The 20,238-nt window shown below is 67.1% G+C and carries 19 protein-coding genes, 1 tRNA gene and 2 pseudogenes; 9 read left to right on the top strand and 13 right to left on the bottom strand.

Annotated elements, in window-relative coordinates:
- Positions 1–93 precede the first annotated feature (93 nt).
- A complete protein-coding gene (locus AS97_RS24545; RefSeq protein ID WP_247204479.1) occupies positions 94–3,177 on the bottom strand; it encodes a SpoIIE family protein phosphatase/ATP-binding protein in 3,084 nt (1,027 codons plus the stop codon).
- A gap of 492 nt (positions 3,178–3,669) precedes the next feature.
- Between AS97_RS24545 and AS97_RS24540 the strand changes: the two genes are divergently transcribed.
- A complete protein-coding gene (locus tag AS97_RS24540; RefSeq protein WP_210565661.1) occupies positions 3,670–5,265 on the top strand; it encodes an FG-GAP repeat protein in 1,596 nt (531 codons plus the stop codon).
- Between the two features lie 197 nt (positions 5,266–5,462).
- Positions 5,463–6,416: a Yip1 family protein gene (locus tag AS97_RS24535; protein ID WP_125761878.1), complete on the top strand. Its 954-nt coding sequence runs from the start codon at positions 5,463–5,465 to the stop codon at positions 6,414–6,416.
- A gap of 154 nt (positions 6,417–6,570) precedes the next feature.
- On the opposite strand, the gene AS97_RS24530 is transcribed toward AS97_RS24535, so the two are convergent.
- Positions 6,571–7,068, bottom strand: a complete 498-nt coding sequence (locus AS97_RS24530) for a phosphoribosyltransferase (RefSeq protein WP_059146486.1) — start codon at positions 7,066–7,068, stop codon at positions 6,571–6,573.
- 5 nt (positions 7,069–7,073) lie between these two features.
- Positions 7,074–7,649, bottom strand: a complete 576-nt coding sequence (gene dcd, locus AS97_RS24525) for a dCTP deaminase (protein ID WP_059146485.1) — start codon at positions 7,647–7,649, stop codon at positions 7,074–7,076.
- A gap of 628 nt (positions 7,650–8,277) precedes the next feature.
- Between dcd and AS97_RS24520 the strand changes: the two genes are divergently transcribed.
- The 3 genes from AS97_RS24520 (at position 8,278) to AS97_RS24510 (ending at position 9,500) form a co-directional block, all read left to right on the top strand.
- Positions 8,278–8,351: transfer RNA gene (locus AS97_RS24520), tRNA-Gly, on the top strand.
- 178 nt (positions 8,352–8,529) lie between these two features.
- On the top strand, positions 8,530–8,859 hold the full coding sequence (locus AS97_RS24515) for a hypothetical protein (RefSeq protein WP_059146469.1): 330 nt from the start codon (positions 8,530–8,532) through the stop codon (positions 8,857–8,859).
- Positions 8,859–9,500: a nucleotidyl transferase AbiEii/AbiGii toxin family protein gene (locus AS97_RS24510; protein ID WP_210565660.1), complete on the top strand. Its 642-nt coding sequence runs from the start codon at positions 8,859–8,861 to the stop codon at positions 9,498–9,500. Before AS97_RS24515 ends, AS97_RS24510 begins: the two co-directional genes overlap by 1 nt.
- A gap of 93 nt (positions 9,501–9,593) precedes the next feature.
- Here AS97_RS24510 and AS97_RS24505 read toward each other — a convergent pair whose 3' ends face one another.
- A complete protein-coding gene (locus AS97_RS24505; RefSeq protein WP_210565659.1) occupies positions 9,594–10,277 on the bottom strand; it encodes a hypothetical protein in 684 nt (227 codons plus the stop codon).
- A gap of 862 nt (positions 10,278–11,139) precedes the next feature.
- On the opposite strand from AS97_RS24505, the gene AS97_RS24495 reads away from it, so the two are divergent.
- Together AS97_RS24495 and AS97_RS24490 are read left to right on the top strand one after the other, a co-directional pair.
- Positions 11,140–11,493, top strand: a complete 354-nt coding sequence (locus tag AS97_RS24495) for a DUF6247 family protein (RefSeq protein ID WP_059146467.1) — start codon at positions 11,140–11,142, stop codon at positions 11,491–11,493.
- Positions 11,490–11,840, top strand: a complete 351-nt coding sequence (locus AS97_RS24490) for a hypothetical protein (RefSeq protein ID WP_349017600.1) — start codon at positions 11,490–11,492, stop codon at positions 11,838–11,840. The genes AS97_RS24495 and AS97_RS24490 overlap by 4 nt, the downstream gene beginning before the upstream one ends.
- Before the next feature lie 559 nt (positions 11,841–12,399).
- Here AS97_RS24490 and AS97_RS47595 read toward each other — a convergent pair.
- From AS97_RS47595 to AS97_RS24465, 6 genes and pseudogenes are all read right to left on the bottom strand, one after another.
- The gene (locus tag AS97_RS47595) at positions 12,400–12,486 is read right to left on the bottom strand and encodes a hypothetical protein (protein ID WP_236669968.1); all 87 of its coding nucleotides are present in this window, start codon (positions 12,484–12,486) and stop codon (positions 12,400–12,402) included.
- Between the two features lie 101 nt (positions 12,487–12,587).
- A pseudogene (locus AS97_RS48650) lies at positions 12,588–12,833 on the bottom strand (hydroxymethylbilane synthase); the annotation flags it as partial.
- A 37-nt stretch (positions 12,834–12,870) separates the two neighbouring features.
- On the bottom strand, positions 12,871–13,014 hold the full coding sequence (locus AS97_RS48645) for a hypothetical protein (protein WP_282615688.1): 144 nt from the start codon (positions 13,012–13,014) through the stop codon (positions 12,871–12,873).
- A gap of 741 nt (positions 13,015–13,755) precedes the next feature.
- Positions 13,756–14,334, bottom strand: coding sequence for a hypothetical protein (locus AS97_RS24475; RefSeq protein WP_059146463.1), 579 nt, complete (start codon positions 14,332–14,334; stop codon positions 13,756–13,758).
- Positions 14,331–14,696, bottom strand: coding sequence for a PadR family transcriptional regulator (locus AS97_RS24470; protein WP_059146492.1), 366 nt, complete (start codon positions 14,694–14,696; stop codon positions 14,331–14,333). The genes AS97_RS24475 and AS97_RS24470 overlap by 4 nt, the downstream gene beginning before the upstream one ends.
- 643 nt (positions 14,697–15,339) lie before the next feature.
- Positions 15,340–15,579 (bottom strand): annotated as a pseudogene (locus AS97_RS24465) (UTRA domain-containing protein); the annotation flags it as partial.
- 1,457 nt (positions 15,580–17,036) lie between these two features.
- On the opposite strand from AS97_RS24465, the gene AS97_RS24460 reads away from it, so the two are divergent.
- Complete coding sequence (locus tag AS97_RS24460; protein WP_210565657.1) at positions 17,037–17,285, top strand: type II toxin-antitoxin system CcdA family antitoxin; 249 nt, start codon at positions 17,037–17,039, stop codon at positions 17,283–17,285.
- Positions 17,282–17,683 carry a PIN domain-containing protein gene (locus AS97_RS24455; protein WP_059146461.1) on the top strand — a complete coding sequence of 134 codons (402 nt, stop codon included), beginning with the start codon at positions 17,282–17,284 and terminating at the stop codon, positions 17,681–17,683. The genes AS97_RS24460 and AS97_RS24455 overlap by 4 nt, the downstream gene beginning before the upstream one ends.
- A gap of 401 nt (positions 17,684–18,084) precedes the next feature.
- On the opposite strand, the gene AS97_RS24450 is transcribed toward AS97_RS24455, so the two are convergent.
- The 3 genes from AS97_RS24450 to AS97_RS24440 form a co-directional block, all read right to left on the bottom strand.
- The gene (locus AS97_RS24450) at positions 18,085–18,528 is read right to left on the bottom strand and encodes a PIN domain-containing protein (protein ID WP_059146460.1); all 444 of its coding nucleotides are present in this window, start codon (positions 18,526–18,528) and stop codon (positions 18,085–18,087) included.
- On the bottom strand, positions 18,525–18,785 hold the full coding sequence (locus tag AS97_RS24445) for a CopG family transcriptional regulator (RefSeq protein ID WP_059146491.1): 261 nt from the start codon (positions 18,783–18,785) through the stop codon (positions 18,525–18,527). The genes AS97_RS24450 and AS97_RS24445 overlap by 4 nt, the downstream gene beginning before the upstream one ends.
- Before the next feature lie 754 nt (positions 18,786–19,539).
- Entirely contained in the window at positions 19,540–20,091 is a 552-nt protein-coding gene (locus AS97_RS24440) for a DUF1707 domain-containing protein (RefSeq protein ID WP_059146459.1), read from the bottom strand.
- Positions 20,092–20,238 lie beyond the last annotated feature (147 nt).

Genomic DNA, 20,238 nt, shown 5'->3' with positions numbered 1-20,238 from the left:
AGCGCCTATGGCCCCGTAAGGCGCCTACGGCCCCGTGAGCGCCTTACGGGGCCGTAGGCGCCTTACGGGCCTCCATGCGGGCCCCAGGGCCCCTTACGGCCGCGGCTTGCCGCTCTTCGACAGCGGCAGCGCCTGTTCGGTCCAGATGACCTTGCCGTCCGAGGTGTAACGGGTGCCCCAGCGGTCGGCGAACTGCGAGACCAGGAAGAGCCCCCGGCCGCCCTCGTCCGTCGTCCCCGCGTACCGCAGATGCGGGGAGGTGCTGCTGGTGTCGAAGACCTCGCAGATCAGGCTGCGGTCGCAGAGCAGCCGCACCCGGATCGGGCCGGTCGCATAGCGGATCGCGTTGGTGATCAGCTCGCTGAGGATGAGCTCGGTCGTGAACGCGACATCGCCCAGATCCCACTCCGCCAGCTTCCGGGCCACCGCGGCCCGCACCGCGGCCACCTGCGACGGGTCGGAGGCCACCTCCCAGTCGGCGGTCAGACCGGGCTCCAGCACCCTCGTACGGGCCACGATCAGCGCGATGTCATCGCTCGGGCGGTCGGGCAGCAGCGCGTCCAGCACGGCCGTACAGGCGTCCTCGGGTGTTCGGCCGGGGTGGGACAGGGCACCGCGCAGCATCTCCAGGCCGGTGTCGATGTCCCGGTCGCGCTTCTCGATCAGCCCGTCCGTATAGAGCACCAGATGGCTGCCCTCGGGCAGCTCGAGCTCCGATGTCTCGAACGGCAGCCCGCCCAGGCCCAGCGGCGGCCCGGCCGGCAGACCGAGGAACTCCACCGAGCCGTCCGGACGCACCAGCGCGGGCGGCGGATGACCGGCCCGCGCCATCGTGCACCGCCGCGTCACCGGATCGTAGATCGCGTACAGACACGTCGCCCCCGTGATCCCCTCGCTCCCACCGCCGTCACCGTCCAGCCCACCAGGGCCCTCGTCCTGGTCGATCCGGGCGATCAGATCGTCGAGGTGCGACAGGATCTCGTCGGGCGGCAGGTCGAGCGTGGAGAAGTTGTGCACCGCCGTCCGCAGCCGCCCCATCGTCGCCGCCGCGTGCAGGCCATGCCCGACGACATCGCCCACCACCAGCGCCACCCGCGCCCCCGGCAACGGGATGACATCGAACCAGTCGCCCCCCACCCCCGACTCGGCCGGCAGATAGCGGTACGCCACATCCAGCGCGTTCTGCTCCGGCAGCATCCGGGGCAGCAGGCTGCGCTGGAGGGTGACCGCCATGGTGTGCTCACGGGTGTAGCGGCGGGCGTTGTCGATGCTGACGGCGGCCCGGGTGACCAGCTCCTCGGCGAGGGAGATGTCGTCCTCCTCGAAGGGCTCCGGCTTCTCCGCGCGCATGAAACTGGCCACGCCCAGGACGACACCCCGGGCCCGCAGCGGGACCGTGATCATCGAGTGGATGCCGTAGTCGACGATCCGCCGGGCGTGCTCGGGGTCCTGGTCCTGCCAGCCGGTGAAGTCCCTCAGGACCGGCTCGACCGTCACCGTTCCGCTGTGGAAGCCGCGGGCCTGGGGCGCGCTCGGGCCGAATTCGATCAGCATGCCGAGGGGGTAGAGCGGGCCGTCGTCGCGGATGCCGCTGAGGGCCGTACGGCGCAGGACGGTGCGGCCGCCGTCGGCGACCGCCGCAGCGGCCCACGGGCCCGCGTCCGGGGCGCCGGTGCCCGCCGCCCCGTCCGGGGGCTCCTCGCCTCGCAGTACCGAGTCCGCCAGGTCCACCGAGACGTAGTCGGCGAACCGGGCCACCGCGTACTCCGCCAGCTCCTGGGCGGTGCGCACCACGTCCAGCGTGGTGCCGATGGAGACGCCCGCGTCGTACAGCAGCTTGAGCCGGTTGCGCGCGAGGTCGACCTTGCCGGACAGCGCGCGCAGCTCCGTGGTGTCGCGCAGGGTGGCGACGCTGCCGGGCGGGCCGCCGTCGCGGTCGGTGGGGCGGTGGCTGACGGACAGCAGCCGCTCACCGGCCGTATGGACCTCGTCGGTGGCGGGGCGCCCGGACACCAGGAGCGCGGCGGTGTGCGGATCGAAGCCGAGCTCGGACACCAGCCGGCCCTCGGCGTCCGGCGGGAGGTCGAAGAGCCGGCGCGCCTCGTCGTTGGCGAGCACCAGCCGCCGGTCGCCGCCGACGATCAGCACGCCCTCGCGCACCGAGTGCAGCACCGCGTCATGGTGCTCGTACATCCGCGTCATCTCGGCCGGGTCCAGCCCGTGGGTCTGGCGCCGCAGCCGCCTGCTGACCAGGGCCGTGCCCGCCGTGGCGAGGGCCATCGCGGCCGCGGCCGCGCCGAACAGCAGCGGCATCTGATGGTCGGCCGCACCGCTGACCTTCTTGATCGTGATACCGGCCGCGACCAGGCCGACGACCTTCCCGTGGCTGTCCTTGACGGGCACCACGGACCGCACGGACAGGCCGAGCGTGCCGGTGAAGGTCTCCTGCACCGTCCGGCCCTCCGCCGCCGGGCGGATGCTGCCCATGAAGTGCTTGCCGATCCGGTCGGGGTTGGGGTGGGTGAAGCGGATCCCCTGGGGCGTCATGACGACGACGAAGTCGACCCGGGAGCCCTTGCGGGCGCGCTCGGCGAGCGGCTGCAGCACGGCGCTCGGATCGGGCCCGCGGATCGCGCTCACCATGCCGGGCGCGCTGGCGAAGCTCTCGGCGACCGCCATGGAGCGGTTACGGGCCTCCCGCTCGCTGTCGTAGCGGGACTGCAGGACGAGCGCCACCACGGCCGCGACGACCAGCAGCAGCACGACCCCCACCTGCAGGACGAAGACCTGGCCGGCCACGGTGCGCACACCGCGCACCGGGTTCCGGCGGGGGCGCCCATAGCCGCGGCCGTGAGCGCTGCCGCGGCCGGAGCCTGGACCGGATCCGTGGCCGGAACCTGGACCGGATCCGTGGCCGGTCCGGCCGGTGCGCACCGGCAACCGCTCCTGCGGGCCCCGCTGGGCGTACGCGTCCTGCCGGCCCTGCGGATCCCAGTGGTCATGGGGATCCGGCGAGCCCTGCGGATCGGATTGACCGCGCTGATCCCGCTGATCCTGCTGAACGCGCCGCCCACGTCGTTCCCACGCCGAGCGGGGCCCCTCACGCCGACCGCGTGGGCGCCAGTCGTTCATCGTGCGGGCCAGCGGAACCCGTGGTCGACCGAAAAGTCCGGCCATGTCGTTATTTCTAGCACCCTCGCTCAGCGGCGGGCGAGCGGCATCCGCCGCTGGGCGCCGAGCGCTCCCGTCCGACATCGCGACTACACCCCGCCCGAGCCCTCTTTCGCCGGTCTCGCCGCTTCACCCGTCACCCGCGCACCGTGCGTTAAGCACATGACTGCCCCCGCTTTTCCGCGTTGAAGTTCCGCGTCGATCGACTACCGATACTGGCCGCGAAGTATCCCTTCTCACAACGACGTTGCGAATTCCCTACAGGATCATGCCCGATGGCACATAGGTAAATGTCCTGGACAGACCTTGTGCTCAAAAGGTCATCTTTACAGCCAAGCGGACTGATCGGTCCCGCGTCCTTCTGTACAACCACCGAGCGGTACAACCATCGAGTCTGCACAACCATCGAGCGGACATGGACGAAACGCCAGGCATCACCCTCGTAACGAAGTGCCACGCCCCATGGCCTCAGCCGCCCTGATGGGTTGAGGTGGCCCGATGACGCCCGCACCTCCCCCCACCGCACCACCCGGCCGCGTCCCGGGCCCCCGACTCCGCTCCCTCCTCCGCGTCCCCACCGCCTCCATCGCCGCAGGTGCGGCCTGCCTGGCGCTGCTGCTCGCCGCCTGCGGCCCCGAGGACGGCGGCGCCCAGGGCGGGCGCGACGGCTCCTCCTCCGTCAGCGGGTCCGTCATCACCCCCACCGCCACCGCGCCCGTCCCCCACGGCAAGGGCAGCCGGCTGCCGGATGACGTCAACGGCGACGGCTACCCCGATCTGCGGCTCCCCGTCCCGTCCGGCGAAGGGGGGCTGCCCAGCCGGATCGCGTTCGTCCACGGCTCGTCCCACGGCCTGAATCCCGCCACCCGCACCGTGCTCCGTCACCGCGACCTCGGTCTGCCGTCCCAGGACGTCACCGTCGCGGGCGCGACCGAGGTGGCCACGGCCGACCTCGACGGCGACGGCTACGCCGACGTCACCACCACGGCGGGCGAGGCGCTCGACGAACGCGAGACGGAGCGCACCCAGGCCACCGTCCGGACCGTCCCCTACATCTCCTGGGGCGGCCCCGGCGGCCCCCGGAGGACCCGCTCCGCCGCCCGCGTCCAGCTGACCGGCCCGGAGGACGGCGTGGACGCCCAGCGCCCGACCGTCGGCGACTTCAACGGCGACGGCCACCACGACCTGGCCCTGATCCGCGAGGACCGCCGCTCGCTGCTGGTGCTGTACGGGCCGTTCAACCGGGCGGGCAAGGCCGCCCGGACCGTTCCGTACGCGAGCCCGCTGGACGGCCACGGCGAGATCGGCGATCTCATCGCCGACACCATCGCCGACACCGACACCGACGCCGCGGACGGCACCGACACCGGCACCCACGCCACCGACGGCCACCGCGCCACCGATCTGGTGGTGCACGCGGTCAACGACAACGACCAGTCCGGCTCCACCCTCCTCGCCGCCGGCGCCCACGGCCTCAACCCGGAGGGCCGCAGGCTGCGCGAGGGCAACGCGATCACGTTCGGCGACTTCGACGGCGACGGCCGCCGCGATGTCGCGGTCGGCGACAGCGGCACCCGTAATGACGAGCCGGGCGTCGAGACGGAGCGGCCGGACATCGGTAAGACGGTGAGCGTCTACTACAAGAGTGCGGCGCGGCCGGGGCGTGCCGATCCGCGCCCTCTTCCACCACGCCCCCTCAAGATGCCGGGGATGTCGGGCAAGCTGGTCGCCGCCGACACCAACGGCGACGGCACCGATGAGCTGGCCGTCTCGCTCGGCCGGGGCGGCGTCGAGCTGCTCACCCTGCGCCGAGGCTCCCACTCCGCCACGACCCGCGTCGCCGGGCGTCACCTCCTGACCCGCGCGGCACCTTCCGTCGTGGACGGCAAGGCGATCCGTAAGGGCGAGCGCGCGGCCCGGCTCTACGACGTCGCGGACTTCGATCATGACGGTAAGGACGAGGTCGTCCTGGCGTGGGGCCCCGGCCTGGCCTTCTCGCGATACGGCGAACGTCCCGAGTGGTGGTGGATCACGGACGGCACGAAGGACAAGACGGCCTTCAGCAGCAAGCCGTTCGCGGCGGACGCGGACTAGGTGGACAAGGAGGGCGGGCCGAGGGAGCGAGGGCGGGCGAACGCCGCGGGAACCCCGGACGGGTGCACCGGATACCCTCAGGATCCACAGGGGGAAAACCCATAAGGGACCCCCTAAGGGATGTCACAGCTCGGCCGCAAAGCCTGGTCCGCCACACAGCTCCACGCACCCGGCCCGCTACGACCGGGTACGTTCGAATGGTGGCTGGATTCAGGATCGGACGCGGACGGGACTCCCACTCCGCGCAACAAGGGCAGCAGCAGCGGCCGCCGCAGTCGCCGTACGGACAGCAGGAGCCGTACGGCGGTCAGCAGCCGCCACAGTGGCAGCAGCCCTCCTCACAGGGAGAGCCGGAGTACTTCGGCGGCCAGGACCCGCACTACGGCCCCGGGCCCGGGCACGGCCCTGGCCCCGCAGGCCATGGTCAGGGGCAGAGACCGTACGGCCAGGGCGGCGGCTACGCCGACAACAACGCGGGCCATACACAGCAGTTCAGCGTCGGCGAGGCGCCCGACGCGTACGACCCGTACGGCCAGGCCCCCGGTTCGTACGACGACGGCTACGGCGGGCAGACGTACCGCGCCGGCTCCTCCACCGCCCCGCCCGCCGGCCCCCGGCTGCACTGGCAGCAGCTGCTGAGCGGCATCGTGCTGCGCCCGTCGGCCACCTTCTGGCAGATGCGGGACTACGCGGTGTGGGGCCCGGCGCTGATCGTGACCTTCATCTACGGTCTGCTGGCGGTCTTCGGCTTCGACGACGCCCGTGAGGACGTCCTCAACGCCCCTATGGCCAACAGCATCCCGTGGGTGCTCACCGCGGGCGTCGCCATGGTGATCAGCGGACTGATCCTGGGCGCCGTCACCCACACCCTCGCGCGCCAGTTGGGCGGCGACGGCACCTGGGCGCCGACCATCGGCCTGTCGATGCTGATCATGTCGATCACGGACGCGCCGCGGCTGGTGTTCGCGCTCTTCCTGGGCGGTGACAGCTCGCTGGTGAAGGTGGTGGGCTGGCTGACCTGGCTGGCCGCGGGCGCGCTCTTCACCACGATGGTCAGCAAGTCGCACGACCTGCCGTGGCAGAAGGCGCTGGGCGCGTCGGCGCTCCAGCTGATCGCCCTGCTGAGCCTGCTGAAGCTCGGGACGCTGTAAGGCAGCCACCGCATTCCGCACGACCAAGGGGCCCGCGCCGCGGGCCCCTTCCTCATCTCACCTGCCACCTCGCAGGCTTGGCACCCTGGCACCCGTAAGGTCGTCGTCGCACCCTCAAGAGGCTTCCCCGCCCCCATCAGGCGTCCAGCACCCCTCAGGCGTCCCGTACCTGCCCCTCCCGCCGCACGACAGGCGGTTCGACACTCCACGGGAAGTTGATCCACTGATCGGTGCGCTTCCAGATGTACTCGCACTTCACCAGCGACTGCGGCTTCTCGTAGATCACCGCACTGCGCACCTCGGCGACCGAGCCGAGGCAGAAGTCACGGACCAGCTTCAGCGTCTTGCCGGTGTCCGCCACGTCATCGGCGATCAGCACCTTCTTGTCGGAGAAGTCGATCGCGTTGGGCACGGGCGCGAGCATCACGGGCATGTCGAGGGTGGTCCCCACGCCCGTGTAGAACTCCACGTTCACCAGGTGGATGTTCTTGCAGTCGAGCGCGTACGCCAGCCCGCCGGCCACGAAGACCCCGCCACGGGCTATGGAGAGCACGATGTCGGGCTCGTACCCATCCTCGGCGATCTTCTCCGCCAGCTCGCGGACCGCGACCCCGAACCGCTCGTACGTAAGGTTCTCGCGCTGCTCACCCATGCCACTCACACCTTCGTCCGATGGAACCGCTGGAACGACCGCGAAGGCGTCGGCCCGCGCTGCCCCTGATAGCGGGAGCCGTAATGGGCGGAACCGTAAGGATGCTCGGCGGGCGAGGTCAGCCGGAACATGCACAGCTGCCCGATCTTCATTCCCGGCCACAGCTTGATCGGCAACGTCGCGACATTCGACAGCTCGAGCGTGACGTGCCCGGAGAACCCCGGGTCGATGAAGCCCGCCGTGGAGTGCGTCAGCAGCCCCAGCCGCCCCAGACTCGACTTTCCCTCGAGCCGCGAGGCGATGTCGTCGGGCAGCGATACGACCTCGTACGTTGAGGCGAGCACGAACTCCCCGGGGTGCAGGATGAACGCGTCATCGCCCTCGGGCTCCACGAGCCGCGTCAGATCGGGCTGCTCCACCGCCGGGTCGATATGGGGATAGCGGTGGTTCTCGAACACCCGGAAGAACCGGTCCAGCCGTACATCGATACTCGACGGCTGCACCATCGCCGGGTCGTACGGATCAATCCGCACCCGTCCGGCGTCGATCTCGGCCCGGATGTCCTTGTCTGAGAGAAGCACCCGAAGAGGATACGCACATCGGACCCCCCTCTACGGCACAGGCCCGGTCCCACCGGACCGGGCCCGCACCCTGCGGCTTCATCGGCTACCGCTTACCGCTTCTCGAGACCCACCGGCACAGCGTGCCGGAGCCGGGCGCAACGCGGACACCGCAGCAACCGGCCGGGACCAATGCGGTCGACGGTGAGGTACTGCATCGGGAACGAGGCGGTGCTGAATACGTGCCCTTCAGCACAACGGACGACAGTGCGCTCCATTGAGTCCCTTCCCCAAGAACGTGGACGGCGTGGACGACAAAAGCCACATTAGGGGATCAACCACACACCACTCCAAGCGGCACTCCGCGCCCCCACCGTACGCCCAACTCCCCCACCCCAACAGCCGCTTCCGCCCCGCCCCCACGTCGGACATCCACCCCAATACCACCCTGAAACCCCCACGAATCCGCACCAACTCGGCCCGACCCCACCCCGGACTCACCCTCGCCCCGACCCCACCTTGGCCCCGTCTTGGCCCCGCCTTGACCTCGATCCCACCCGAACAGCACGAAGACCCCACGACGAATGCGCCGGGGGTCAGCCATGGGGTAAAGTATCCGACGATGCGGCGCCGATATCGGGCGCCTCTCGCGGGTGTAGTTTAATGGTAGAACATGAGCTTCCCAAGCTCAGAGCGCGGGTTCGATTCCCGTCACCCGCTCCACCACAAAGCCCCAGGCCAGCGGCCCGGGGCTTGTTTGTTGTCTAGACCTCTTATGGGCAGCCGTGCCAGTTCCGTGCCAGACGGCAGCCGTCCGTGCCCCGACGGTCGCGTTCACTCCTCCGTGCACCCATCCGCACTGTCGATGCGCTCGGCAGTCCCCATCGGGCATGCTAGATCCATGAGCAGGTATGCAGCGGCGAAGCCGTACGTACTGCCGGATTCGCTCGACGAGCTGGGCGGGCCGACGGCCGGCAGTGTCACGCTGCCGCGCCACATCGACTGGGGACCGCGCTACGTCTACGACCTCACCGACGAGGCCGACTTCCGGCTGATGTACGAGCGCGTCATCCGCGAGGCCCAGACACGCGAGGACCTTGAGGCATATCTAGACGCGATGTACCTGCGGAAGATGTGGCACGACCTGTTCCTCCCCCTCCCGGTCAAGACGGCGTGGGAAGCCCGCTTCCCCGCACTCCGTGAACCGGGCGCCACGACTGCGGCCGCCTAGTGGACGAGCTGCACCGCCAGCTGATCCGCATCGGCCTGGACGCGCTCGCCAAGGACTACGGATACGCACTCGCCGGCGGCTACGCCGTCCAGGCCCACCACATCGTCAACCGAGTCAGCGACGACGTGGACCTCTTCGCGCCCTTCGAGAGGGCGCGGTGTGAGATGAGCCAGGCCGCGGAGCGCATCACCACCGCCTACGAAGCCGCCGGGTACACCGTCGAGCAGGCCCATCTAACCCCCACCTACACCAGGTTGAACGTCACCGACCCAGCTTCAGGCACGCAGAGCAAGGTAGAGCTCGTCGCCGAATTCCTGCACCACACGCCAGTCGACTCCGACCTGGGCCCGGTCCTGCACCGCGACGACGTCGCCGCAGGCAAGACCAGCGCACTGTTCACCCGAGCCGAGGTCCGCGACGCCATCGACGTCGCGGGGTTGTTGAAGGTCGGCTACACCCGCGAACGGCTCATGGAACTCGCCGCTCAGAACGATGCGGGCTTTGACCGCTGCATGTTCGCCGACTCGCTCGGCCGCATCCAGCGGTACACCGACAAGCAGTTCGCTGCCTACGACCTCACCCCTGAGGAAGCCGCAGCGATTCGCGACACCTTCGCCAACTGGCAGCAGCAGCTGCTCTGAACGGTGCGCCACCCTGTCGACCGTTCCACAACACTTCGCATCGCGCGCCCAAGCCGTCGTCAGCAGCACCGGGTCCAAGCCCCACATATCTGCTCAATTGCGTTCGCCATAGGCGGCTTTCAAACGCCGCCGACGCACGATCTCCTTGCCGACGTACGACGCAATTGTAAGGAAGATCAAATTCTTCATGAGGGTAGGAGTCGAGTCGGCTATACCTCTTAGCGAACCTTCTCCAAGATGCAAGCCAAACTTTTCCGAACCGAGCGCTACGAAGCACAGCGACATGATAGGCCCGTAAGCCATAACGCGTAGCGCGATGGGATTCCGCCCAAGCCTTGCCTCATACAACAGGAGTCCGGAACTCAGGATGGTAAATCCATATAGAACGGCCATCCACATCCAAGTTTCCCCTGCTGCGTACGATTCCGCGAACCGCCACAGGATGGGCCACATGATAAGAAGAACCCCAAGACCCAGAAGGTGCAGCGCCGCAACTATCATCCACATCAGTGCGGTTGGATGCTTCTCTATCCACTGCGCCACGGGAAGGAAAAACCTGTTCGGGTAGCCACCAATCGGCGCGTCTTTAAGCGCGATCCCCTCAGCCCGCAAAACGAAGCGCCTCTGGGCTTCTTTGAACCCGTCTCTAGCCCTGGCATCCGAGATCTCTATATATCGCCTCACATCGCGGACAAAGTCATCTACCGTTCGATCATCCAGGACGTCAGATTCCCCGACCCGAATCGATCGGATTGCCTTTCCGTCCGCTTTAGCCACCCGCAGTTGCTGTGACGCGTTGGCCCAGTAGAGCTACTTCATATCCGGATCATAAACAACACAAAACGACCGGCACATTACTTATTCGCCAGTCATCGGCGTGCTTTTTGGTTGAGACGGCATACCCGGACGCTCTGCGGAAAGAGAGGCCACCTTTCACTTGGACGGCAATCAGATCACCGGTTCGTCTCCCATTTCGGACGAACGAGACGTATAAATCCTCTCCGAAGTCACTGCCGCCCTCCACTTCCTGCACGATGTGGCCGTGACGCTCCAAGAGCGCGCGTGTTTCATGACTGCGGTCCGCTCCGTCGTCCGGCTTGCAGGCACCTTCGTCATAGTCTCTCCCCAGCAATCCACCCTCGCCCCATACGGCGCCGACCATAGGACCCAGTACTGACACTCTCCCGGTATCGGCTGGTTCATCCCTGCTTTGGGGACGTGGCGGCCCGTGCCCGATGCGTGCCCGATGGAGCGGGGAACCACGGTCAAACAGGGTCTGCGGCGAGCCGTGCCGCAGCAGACCAGATCATCCACGCCAGCAGGTCAGGGCCGATTTCATGTCCACCATGCCCCGTGATTCCCAAGCTCAGAGCGCGGGTTCGATTCCCGTCACCCGCTCCAGACAGAAGCCCCAGGCCAGCGGCCCGGGGCTTCTTCGTTGCCCAGGGCCGCTGGCGTCTCCGGTAAATCGCGACGACGCACCAAGATCCAGCACAACGCGATCCCACTTGAGCCAAAGCGATCGAGACGCGTCGGGTGTTGTGTGGCGGCCGAGGCGCGGGCGTAGGCTCAGCCCAGCGTCCGCAACAACGGCCAGGCTCACGATGATCACGCAGACCGCCGCCCAGGAGACGTTCCGATGACCGAGCAGCCCTCTGCCCCCGACGGGCCCCTGATCCCCATGCCGGCTCTCACACCGGCAGCGCTCCGCGCAGCGGTCGCCCAGATCGCCCCCGCCCAGTTGCCTTCCTTCGTCGAGCACCTCGACCGCGCGGTTGAACAAGCCGCCACTCAGAGCACCATCGCTCCGCTGCGTACCTTCTTGCTGTGGTGGGGAGAATTCGTTGCCATCGAGCGCTACCCCGCGCGAGCGGCCCGACTGCGTGAACTGGAAGCCGTAGCGGAAGAAGCAACCGACCGCGAGGCCCTGCATTCCGCACTCGCCGAGATGCGACAGATCACAGACGTGGCGCAGCGCGAGATCTCCGCGTGAGCGACAACTGGACCTGGGACTACGACCCCGATGCCGAGCACGTCGTAGGCGGCCTGCCACACGAAGTCGTGGCTGAGGTAGAGCGCTTGGCCGAGCAACTGACGGTCCTGGGCCGCGACGCGGTCGACGTCGGGCGCGGAAACCCGCACGGCGGAGGTCTGCGGACGCAGGACATCTTCGGCGGACGGGGCTTCTTCATGTTCATGGCCCTGGAGCGGCTCGAACTTGTTGTGATCACCCGCGTCACAGGCTTGGCTGATCAGCGGCTACGGCGCCAGTCTGCATGTGATCAGCCCGCTCGGCTGCTACAGGGTGAGCCAGGGTCGGCGCGCCAGGACGCCGCCTGAACAACCGCGTAGCGTCCCCCGCACCAGAAGCGCACCAGATGCGGCGGTCAACAGCGGTCAATGCCGGGAACTGCGAAAAGTCGGCGACTTGCCGTCAGCCCTCGTTTGCGCTGGTCAGCAGCGTACTCAGCCCTGATCACCACGTGATTCCCAAGCTCAGAGCGCGAGTTCGATTCTCGTCACCCGCTCCAGACAGAAGCCCCAGGCCAGGCGTCCGGGGCTTGTTTGTTGTCCAGCCCCCTCCAGACGGCTCGCACCAGATGCGCACCAGATGCAGAGTCCCCGGCGGCCTCCTCGATCGAGCGCTATCGTGAAGCAGAGACGGCCGACAGGGAAAGTCCGAGAGTCCCACGACGGCGAACTACTGATCACGCCGTATGTGCTGACCGAAGCCTGCTATCTGCTCGCCAAGTACGTCGGCCCCGACGCAGAGATCAACCTCATCGAGGCCGTTGCCGCAGAGGACCTCGTCCAAGCCCCAACCGCCCGGGACGACCTTTCCCGCATAGCCGAACTCATGCAGCAGTACCGCGGATTTCCTCTTGGTGTTGCTGATGCCTCAGTCTGTGCAGACTTCCGCATATGCCCCCACGGGCACGCTGCATCCGCCGTGCAACTCGGCAAGCAATGCACGCTCGGCCCGCACCTGAGCATCAACCGCGGGATCTCCCACGGTTGACAGATCTCCTGGATCGCCGTGCTGTCCTCACGCACCTGAATGCCAAGCGCTCCTTGACCCGGCGACGGCGGGAAGAGATCAATTGACAGAATCTCGCCGATAGCATCATCCAGCCCGAGACGTCGAAGCCCCGCGACCACCAGAACCACGGCGTCAAGCCACATGGTCTCCATCTTCTTCAACCTCGGCGGGACGTCACCCCGAAAAGGTACGACCTCAATATCAGGCCGGACCGCCAGCAGCTGGGCGATTCGCCGCGGAGCCCCAGTCCCTACCCGAGCCCCCTTGAGCAGCCCGGCGAGCGTGGCCCCCACAGGGCAGCGCGTGCATCCTCCCGATGCGGAGGGGCCATCAGGCGAGGCCCGGCGGATTCGCCGTAGGCAGATCCTTCAAGGAATAGATGACCACATCCACATCTTCCCGCGCCAGCGCGGCTTCCTGCTCCGTGCTGAATGCGCTGCCGCCACTCACCGCTGAGACATCCGAAAGCAGCACTTCCGGTTCCTGCCACCGCCTTCGAGAATCACGCGTTACGCAAAGGCAACCTCAGGGAATCGCGCACGCAGGGGAGCAAGGCATTCACGCACCTGCACCTTAGCCAGATTACTTGCGCGCGAGCCTGCCAAGTACGTATCCACGGCGATCAACTCCCGACAGGCGATAGGCCGTCAAGTCATCGCACCCGCCATTGCCGTGCAATTATGCCGACCCATCGTCGGGATAATTGAAGTTGGCTTCCAGCCTGGAATTGCTACGGGCGGGCGGACCTGGATCTACTCGGCGCGCTCTTGCTCACCGGCGAGCGACCGCCGGGCCCCACGCCGTCCGGCCATTGATCAGCTGAGCCGTCCGCAGCAAGCCCGTCTCTGAGGTCGCGAGCCGGGTCAGTTGCGGCCGGCGCCGACTTTGGCGTCTTCGACTGTGGCCGTCTGCCGAACCCGTTGGCTCCCCTGCACATCGTGAGCTGAAGCCGCGTTGGGGAACATCGGTGCAGGGCCCCGGAGTCCTAGCTCAGACGCCAGGGAGCAAGTAACCCGCCGGTAGGTTTCAGCGCCATCGCTGACCTGGGACGGCTCCGCGAAGAGATTGGCGTTGCGTGACGTCAGCGCGTCGTACCCGTCGGTACAGCTCGTTTTCCCGATGCCTCGACGTCACCGTACTGACGGTGCCGACGCCGGTAAGCACGGTCTCGACAACGGGCTGAGCAGTACTTGGCGTCCCGGCGCCGCGGGCCATTCAGGCTGCGTGTAGGTGCAGGCGTGCGGCGCTGCGTCCCAGTCGGATGGCTCCGGCCAGCGGGATCACCATGGCGATCAGGAATGCGCCGATGAGTGCGGCGAGGCCGAGCCCGTCGGCGAAAGCGAACGGTGCGGCAGCCGCGGGGGTCACCAGTAGGGGTGAGAGGGCGCAGATGCTGCCCAGGCGCTTGTCCCGCCTGGTCCATGCTGTAGAGCGCCAGATCCGCACGGCGGCAGGGACGGCCAGTACGAGGCCGATACCGAGGACCCAGAAGAACGGGGCGGCCAAAACCATCATGCCCAGGGTCAGAGTGGTGCGCGCGTTGCTTTCCGGCTGCAGCGGGTTGACGCCGGGCTCTTCGGCGATCGCGGCGGCGGCGATCTCCCGGGGGGTGCCGAGCTGGTCCAGGGCCTGCTGGACCGTTGCGTCATCGGCGCCCTGCGGCAGCACAGACTCGATGTGCTCGCGCAGGTCTGCCACCAGGTCACGGCGCCGGTCGCCGGACAGCACTGCTGCCTCTTTGTCGACCGAAGCCAGGTAAGTGCGAACCAGCGGGTGGGTCAGGGGGTCGCTCATGATTCAGCTCCAGAAACGAGGAAACGGTCAACAGCATCACGGAAACTGGGCCAGTGCCCGGAGAACTCGTCCAGGGCCTGCCGACCCTGGTCGGTCAGCTCGTAGTACCTGCGAGACGGCCCGCTGGCCGACTCCATCAGGAACGTGTCCGCCAGGCCACTTCTGCGCAGACGGGACAGCAGCGGATACAGCGTTCCCTGGCTGGTCGCCATGACCGGCGTATCCGCAAGAGCCTCCAGCAGCTCCACCCCATAGCGGGGCCTGTCACACAGCAACGCCAGGACGCAGTACTCCAGCACGCCCTTGCGCAGCTGGCTCACACCGCGGGCCTCCACGTGATTGCTTGCTTTGCCAGCTACCATGCAATGCATACTAGGCGAACGTGTCAACCCCGGGCCAGATACGCCAGGAACCCGCCACGGGATGATCCTGGGGCTAGGGAAGTTCGCTACGGGGTGTCGGACACGAGGATGTTGGCGCGGTTCTCGTACTCGCGGTGGGCCTTGCGCTGCGTCGGGACCGTCGGCGGTCGGGCCCCCTACGGACTGGTCGCGGCTGCAACGCTGTGACCGGGGCCACAACGCGTTGCGCGCCGCCTTGCCCCACCTGCGCCCCTTGCTCGGTAGTCGGCGTGCACGTGCCCTGTCCGTGCCCTTCAGGGCAGCGCAACGGGGTCAACAGCGGTGCCATGAAGCCACGCCGACAGCACCCATCAGCATGCATATATGCAGGCCAGATGCCATGTAAGCCGCCTAGCACCCAGTGATCCCAAACTCAGAGCGCGAGTTCGATTCTCGTCACCCGCTCCACAGCGAAGGCCCAGGTCACAGACCCGGGCCTTGTTTGTTGTCCAGACCTCTCCGGGGCCGCCGTGCCCGTTCCGTGCCAGATGGCCGTCTGGCGTCCGGGCACGCCGCACCCATGAGCAAGCCCACAAGGCCCGGTCGTGTGATGACCTCAACACACGCACCCGAACGCGCGACTCGGCGAGTACGACGCCAGACGTCAGGACGGGATGAACTCGTACCGCAGTTCGTAGAGGTGGCCGGCTTTGGCCAAGACCGTGGCCTCGATGGGGCGCTCTTCGTCGCTGTACACCACCCGGAGCGTGCGCAGCACGGGCAGATTGCCCGGCAGGCCGAGGACCGTGCACTGCTCCTGGGTTGGGACGCGGGCGGACACCTTGTCGACGCTGAGGCGGGGTGGGTAGCCCAGCTCCGCCAGGAGGGCCGGGGTGCCGCCCTTGAATTTGTGAGAGAACGAGTACAAGGGCGCCAAAGCTAGCCAGAATGGAAAGAGTGACACTGCCCCAGTTCATCGGCCGGCCTCTCCGGTGACGCTTTGGTCGCCGGTTGGGAGGACACGGTCCAGCCAGGAGTTGTCGGCACCTAGTCTTTTGAGCTCCTCCCGCACATTCTTTCCATACACGGTGGGCCCACTTCGAAAGCGAATTTGCAGGCCGCACAACTGGTCACCAATGTGCTCCAGATTGTATGTGCATTGCCGCATATACCTTGCATTTGTGCGACTCTTACTATTTACGAGTCCGAGATGGAGGTCAGCCCCATCGATATCGACGACACGGAGGCCCATTACGCCGTTCACCTGGATGCCCGGCTCTGCGTAGGGCAGGAGTCGGTCGAGAGCATGCGAGCTCATCGGGTATGTCCTGCCTCGTGAGAGCTCAGTGTGGCTGTCGAGATGAACGGAGATGGGATTATGGCGACTCAGGCGCACTTTGGAAATCCCCATAGGGTGCGCGGACCATGTACCACCGTCTGAGAGCTTTGAAAAGACTTGCGACTCAAGTAGCGCTTGATCGTTTACCGCGTCCGGAATAGGGCGCTTATTGTCGATCTTCTCGCCTGCACCCTTGAGCTGACGACGAGACTCCCCAGTGTGGAGGCAGCGCGTTTGAAGGAGCCGTTTGAGACGTCCACCAGCAGCCATGCACGATCCGTCCTCGAATACTGCTGCCCCTAAGTACTCAAACACTGACCGGCGCGCCCATGGAAGCGCATGGCGAACAGGGCTACTTGCGAACGGTGAAGCTATGGCTTCTTGGTCCAGTGATGACACTGCTTTGGGGCAGCACAGTGCCAGGACGGGCCGCCTTCCGGCCGGTCAGTAACCGTGCAACAGTGCGTGGCTGAGCGTAAATGCTGCGCTGCCACGGGGCGTTTCTTGACTGGAAAGAGGCGATCGATGGCTGGCTCTGGCCCTAACCCGACCCACACGGCGTGCGCGTCGCAGCACTGAGCCTGCACCCCAGACCATCCTGCGCCTCGAGCCGACCAGCGGACCAAGCTGCTGCGGAGTTGCAGCAATGCCAAGGACCGGTGAAGCGGCCCTTCCAACCTCCTCGGTAGCGGATTGACGCCAGCCGCGCTCAGTGTGTTGGCAACGGCGGTCTTCGCGGACTTGGCCGTGCCCGATGCGTGCCCGATCGGGCGGTGAACCACGGTCAATCAGGGTCCTTGAGGAACCCTGGCGTGCCCCGGCACGCAGACCGTTCCAGCGGGTCAGAGCTGCTTCCCCACACGCCGGCCCCGTGATTCCCTAGCTCAGAGCACGGGTTCGATTCCCGTCCCCCGCTCCACACTTAAGGCCCAGGTCAGCGACCCGGGCCTTGTTTGGTTTTCACAGGGACAGCCGTACGCAGCCGGACCTCGACCAAACGCATACTGGAGTATGCTCGACTCATGTCCGCCACAACGCGCATCACCGTCACCCTGCCCACCGAGCAGGTCGCCGAGCTGAGGAAGCTCACGGACAACGTGTCCGGCTATGTGGCTGAAGCGGTGGCCCGCCAGATCCGCCACCAACTCCTCGGCGAGGATCTGCGGCGCCATCAGGAGGAACAAGGCGCCTTCACAGACGAAGAGCTGGCCGAAGCCCGCGCCAAGATCTTCGGCACCGCCGGCCGTGCCGGCCATACGGACGCCGCGTGAGCACACACCTCGAGACCGTCGTCCTGGACTCCCAGGGACTGTCCGCCTGGGTTGCCCAGGACCGCAAAGTTCTCGCGATGTTCCAGGTGTTCCACGGGATGGGAGCCGATCTCGTCGTCAGCGCCAACACCATCGTCGAAGTCAGCCACTCGCGAGTGAACCTCCCACGCCTGAACTGGGCTCTCTCACGAGTCAAGGTCGAACCCGTCACCGAACAGGCGGCCAAGGCTGCCGCCGAACTACTCAAGTCAGCAGGACTGCACGGGCACAAATACGCGCTCGACGCCACCGTCGCCGAGGCAGCACTACGCCAGCTGCCCCCAGTCGCCGTACTCACCTCCGACACCGACGACATGGCCAAGCTCTGCAATGACCGCGTGCAACTGATCGCCCTATGAGGCACGGGCCCCTGAGGACAGACAGATACGTGGAGGACGACGCACCAGATCCGCACCAGATAGAGCGGTGAGCAGCGGTCAATGACAGGTGCTGCGGCGGGCACACCAGCCTGCAGCCAGCACTCGTCAATGCTGGTCAGCGGCATGACCAGCGTCGATCACCACGTGATTCCCAAGCTCAGAGCGCGGGTTCGCTTCCCGTCACCCGCTCCACAGCGAAGGCCCAGGTCAACGACCTGGGCCTTGTTTGTTGTCTAGACCGCGCTAAGTGTCTCGTGCCAGATCCGGGCCAGAAGCTCTTGTCTCGCCCCCCGAGTGGACGCACCGACCCAGCACGGGTCGACAACTCCGCATGGAGAGAGCGAACTGGCCTTCGAGGACTTCCGGAGTGCGGTGGGGCTTCAGAGGGGTAGATCGTCAGGCAGGACGCGAAACGCCTTGTGATGGCCGAGGGGACGTACAGCGCGGAAGTCGCGGCGGTCCAGAGTGAGGATGGCGTCGGTGTCGTAGTCGGCCGCCAGGGCGACGTTCACCACGTCGGTGAGATCAAGGTCGAGCGCCAGGTAGCGGGATCGGACGGTCTGGGCGATACCGAGGTGCACTTCGGTGATCTCGGGGACGGATACCCGGCCGCGGCGCATCCAGCCCCGGATGTCGTCGATCGCGCTCACCGCGGCCTCGCGGCCCAGTTCGCGGGTGGCTACGTGGTCGAGTTCAGCAAGCAGCAACGGCGACATGACGAGCAGACCGGCAGCCATGATCGCCTCTTGCGCCGCTTCGTGCTCCGGGTGCGTGGAATCGAGCGCGGCCAGCAGGCCGGAGGTGTCAGCGATGACGACGATCACGCAGCGGTTCCAGAACCGGTTTCGCGCTGGGCAGCATCAGCAACGACATCGCGCACCTCATCCTTGGCAAGCGTGCGCCCAGGGCCGACGAAAGTGCGGGAGAACAACGGCTCATCCCACGTGCGATTGGCCATGGCGGCAAGATGGATGCCCTGCCGGATGATCTCGGCCTCACTGATACCGCGGCGCTTGGCCGCCTCCTTGATGATGGCGAGGTCTTCCGGGTCGGCGTAGACATTGGTGCGCTTCATAGACATGTACCTAGAGTAACACATGTACCAGATTGGTGTATGCTGGCGGCTCGGTCCCCCCTCGACGCAAGACGCGTGGCTTCCCGTGTCGACCGTGCCCGATATGTGCCCGATGAAGTGGCGAACCACGGTCAATCAGGGTGTAGGGCCAGCCCGGACGTGACTCGGCACATCACCCGTTCCAGCAGGTGAGAGCCGGTTCCGCGCCTGCCGGGCCCCGTGATTCCCAAGCTCGGAGCGCGGGTTCGATTCGCGTCACCCGCTCCATGCTTAAGGCCCAGGTCAACGGCCCGGAGCTTCTTTGTTGCCCGGGGCCGCTGGCCTCTCCGTCGGCCTGCGGCGCGCACCAAGATCCAGCACAACGCGATCACTCTTGGGCCAGAGCGATCGAGATGCGTCGGTGTTGTGTGGCGGACGAGGCGCGGGCATAGGCTCAAGCCCAGCGTCCGCAACAACGGCAGGGATCATGACGATCACGCAGACCGCCGCCCCGGAGACGTTCGAATGACCGAGCGGCCCTCTGCTCCCGACGGGCCCCTGATCCCCGTGCCGGCGCTCACTCCGGCGGCGCTCCGCGCAGCGGTCGCCCAGATCGCCCCCGCCCGGCTGCCCTCCTTCGTCGAGCATCTCGACCGCGCGGTTGAACAAGCCACCGCTCCCGGGCGCCACGACCGCGGCCGCCCAGTGGACGAGCTGCACCGCCAACTGATCCGCATCGGCCTGGACGCGCTCGCCACGTCGGCTGAGCGCCGGGGTTTCGTCACAAGGGCGAACGACGCGCGTGGCGAATCGTCAACCGTCCGAATCCCATGGTCCCGGAGATCCGGATCCTCGGGCCGCCGGGGCCGGAGTGCCGCCGGGGCTTGTAGCGCGTGTCCTTCCACCCGGTGTGCAGACCCTCGAGATCGACGATCGCGTCCCGCGGCACCGTGATCTTGGCCCTGCCGGTGCCGAGTTGCAGCTCGATGTCCACGACCGGATGCTCGATGACCGCCCGGGACAGGTCCAGGCGCACCCTGCCGAATGCGGACGCGACCTTGAGGACCCGAGGCACGTGCCATGCGCCGCGCCGCTTGATCCGCCCGCCGGCGGCGGCAATCGTGGACGTCGTACCCGCGTTCTCCTCCGGGAGCGAGGCCAGAGCCGACGCCAGTTCGCCGTGGGTCTTGGCGGTGAGCACCTGCTGGAGGCGCTCGTCCATGTCCTCGTGGGCGATGTGCCCTTCGGCGTACGCCTCCTGCACGCGCCGCACGGCCGCGTCGCGGTCGTCTTCGCTGACGAGTAGCGGCGGGTCTTCCGGCAGAGAAGTCACCGTTTCACTCTACTGGCGCGCCGTCGATACGCAGGTGGGTCAGCCGGTTTGTGGTCGCGTCAGCGCTTCGTTAGTGGAGCGCTAATGGAACGGTAGCGGCCACCGGCAAGATGAGTGGCACACCGAGCGAAACGTCGCCGGGAGCAC

It is taken from the genome of Streptomyces sp. AgN23 (genome assembly GCF_001598115.1).
GTDB classification, from domain to species: Bacteria; Actinomycetota; Actinomycetes; order Streptomycetales; family Streptomycetaceae; genus Streptomyces; species Streptomyces antimycoticus.
The sequence above is the reverse complement of the archived record's forward strand: the minus strand, read 5'-3'. Positions and strand labels throughout refer to the sequence as shown.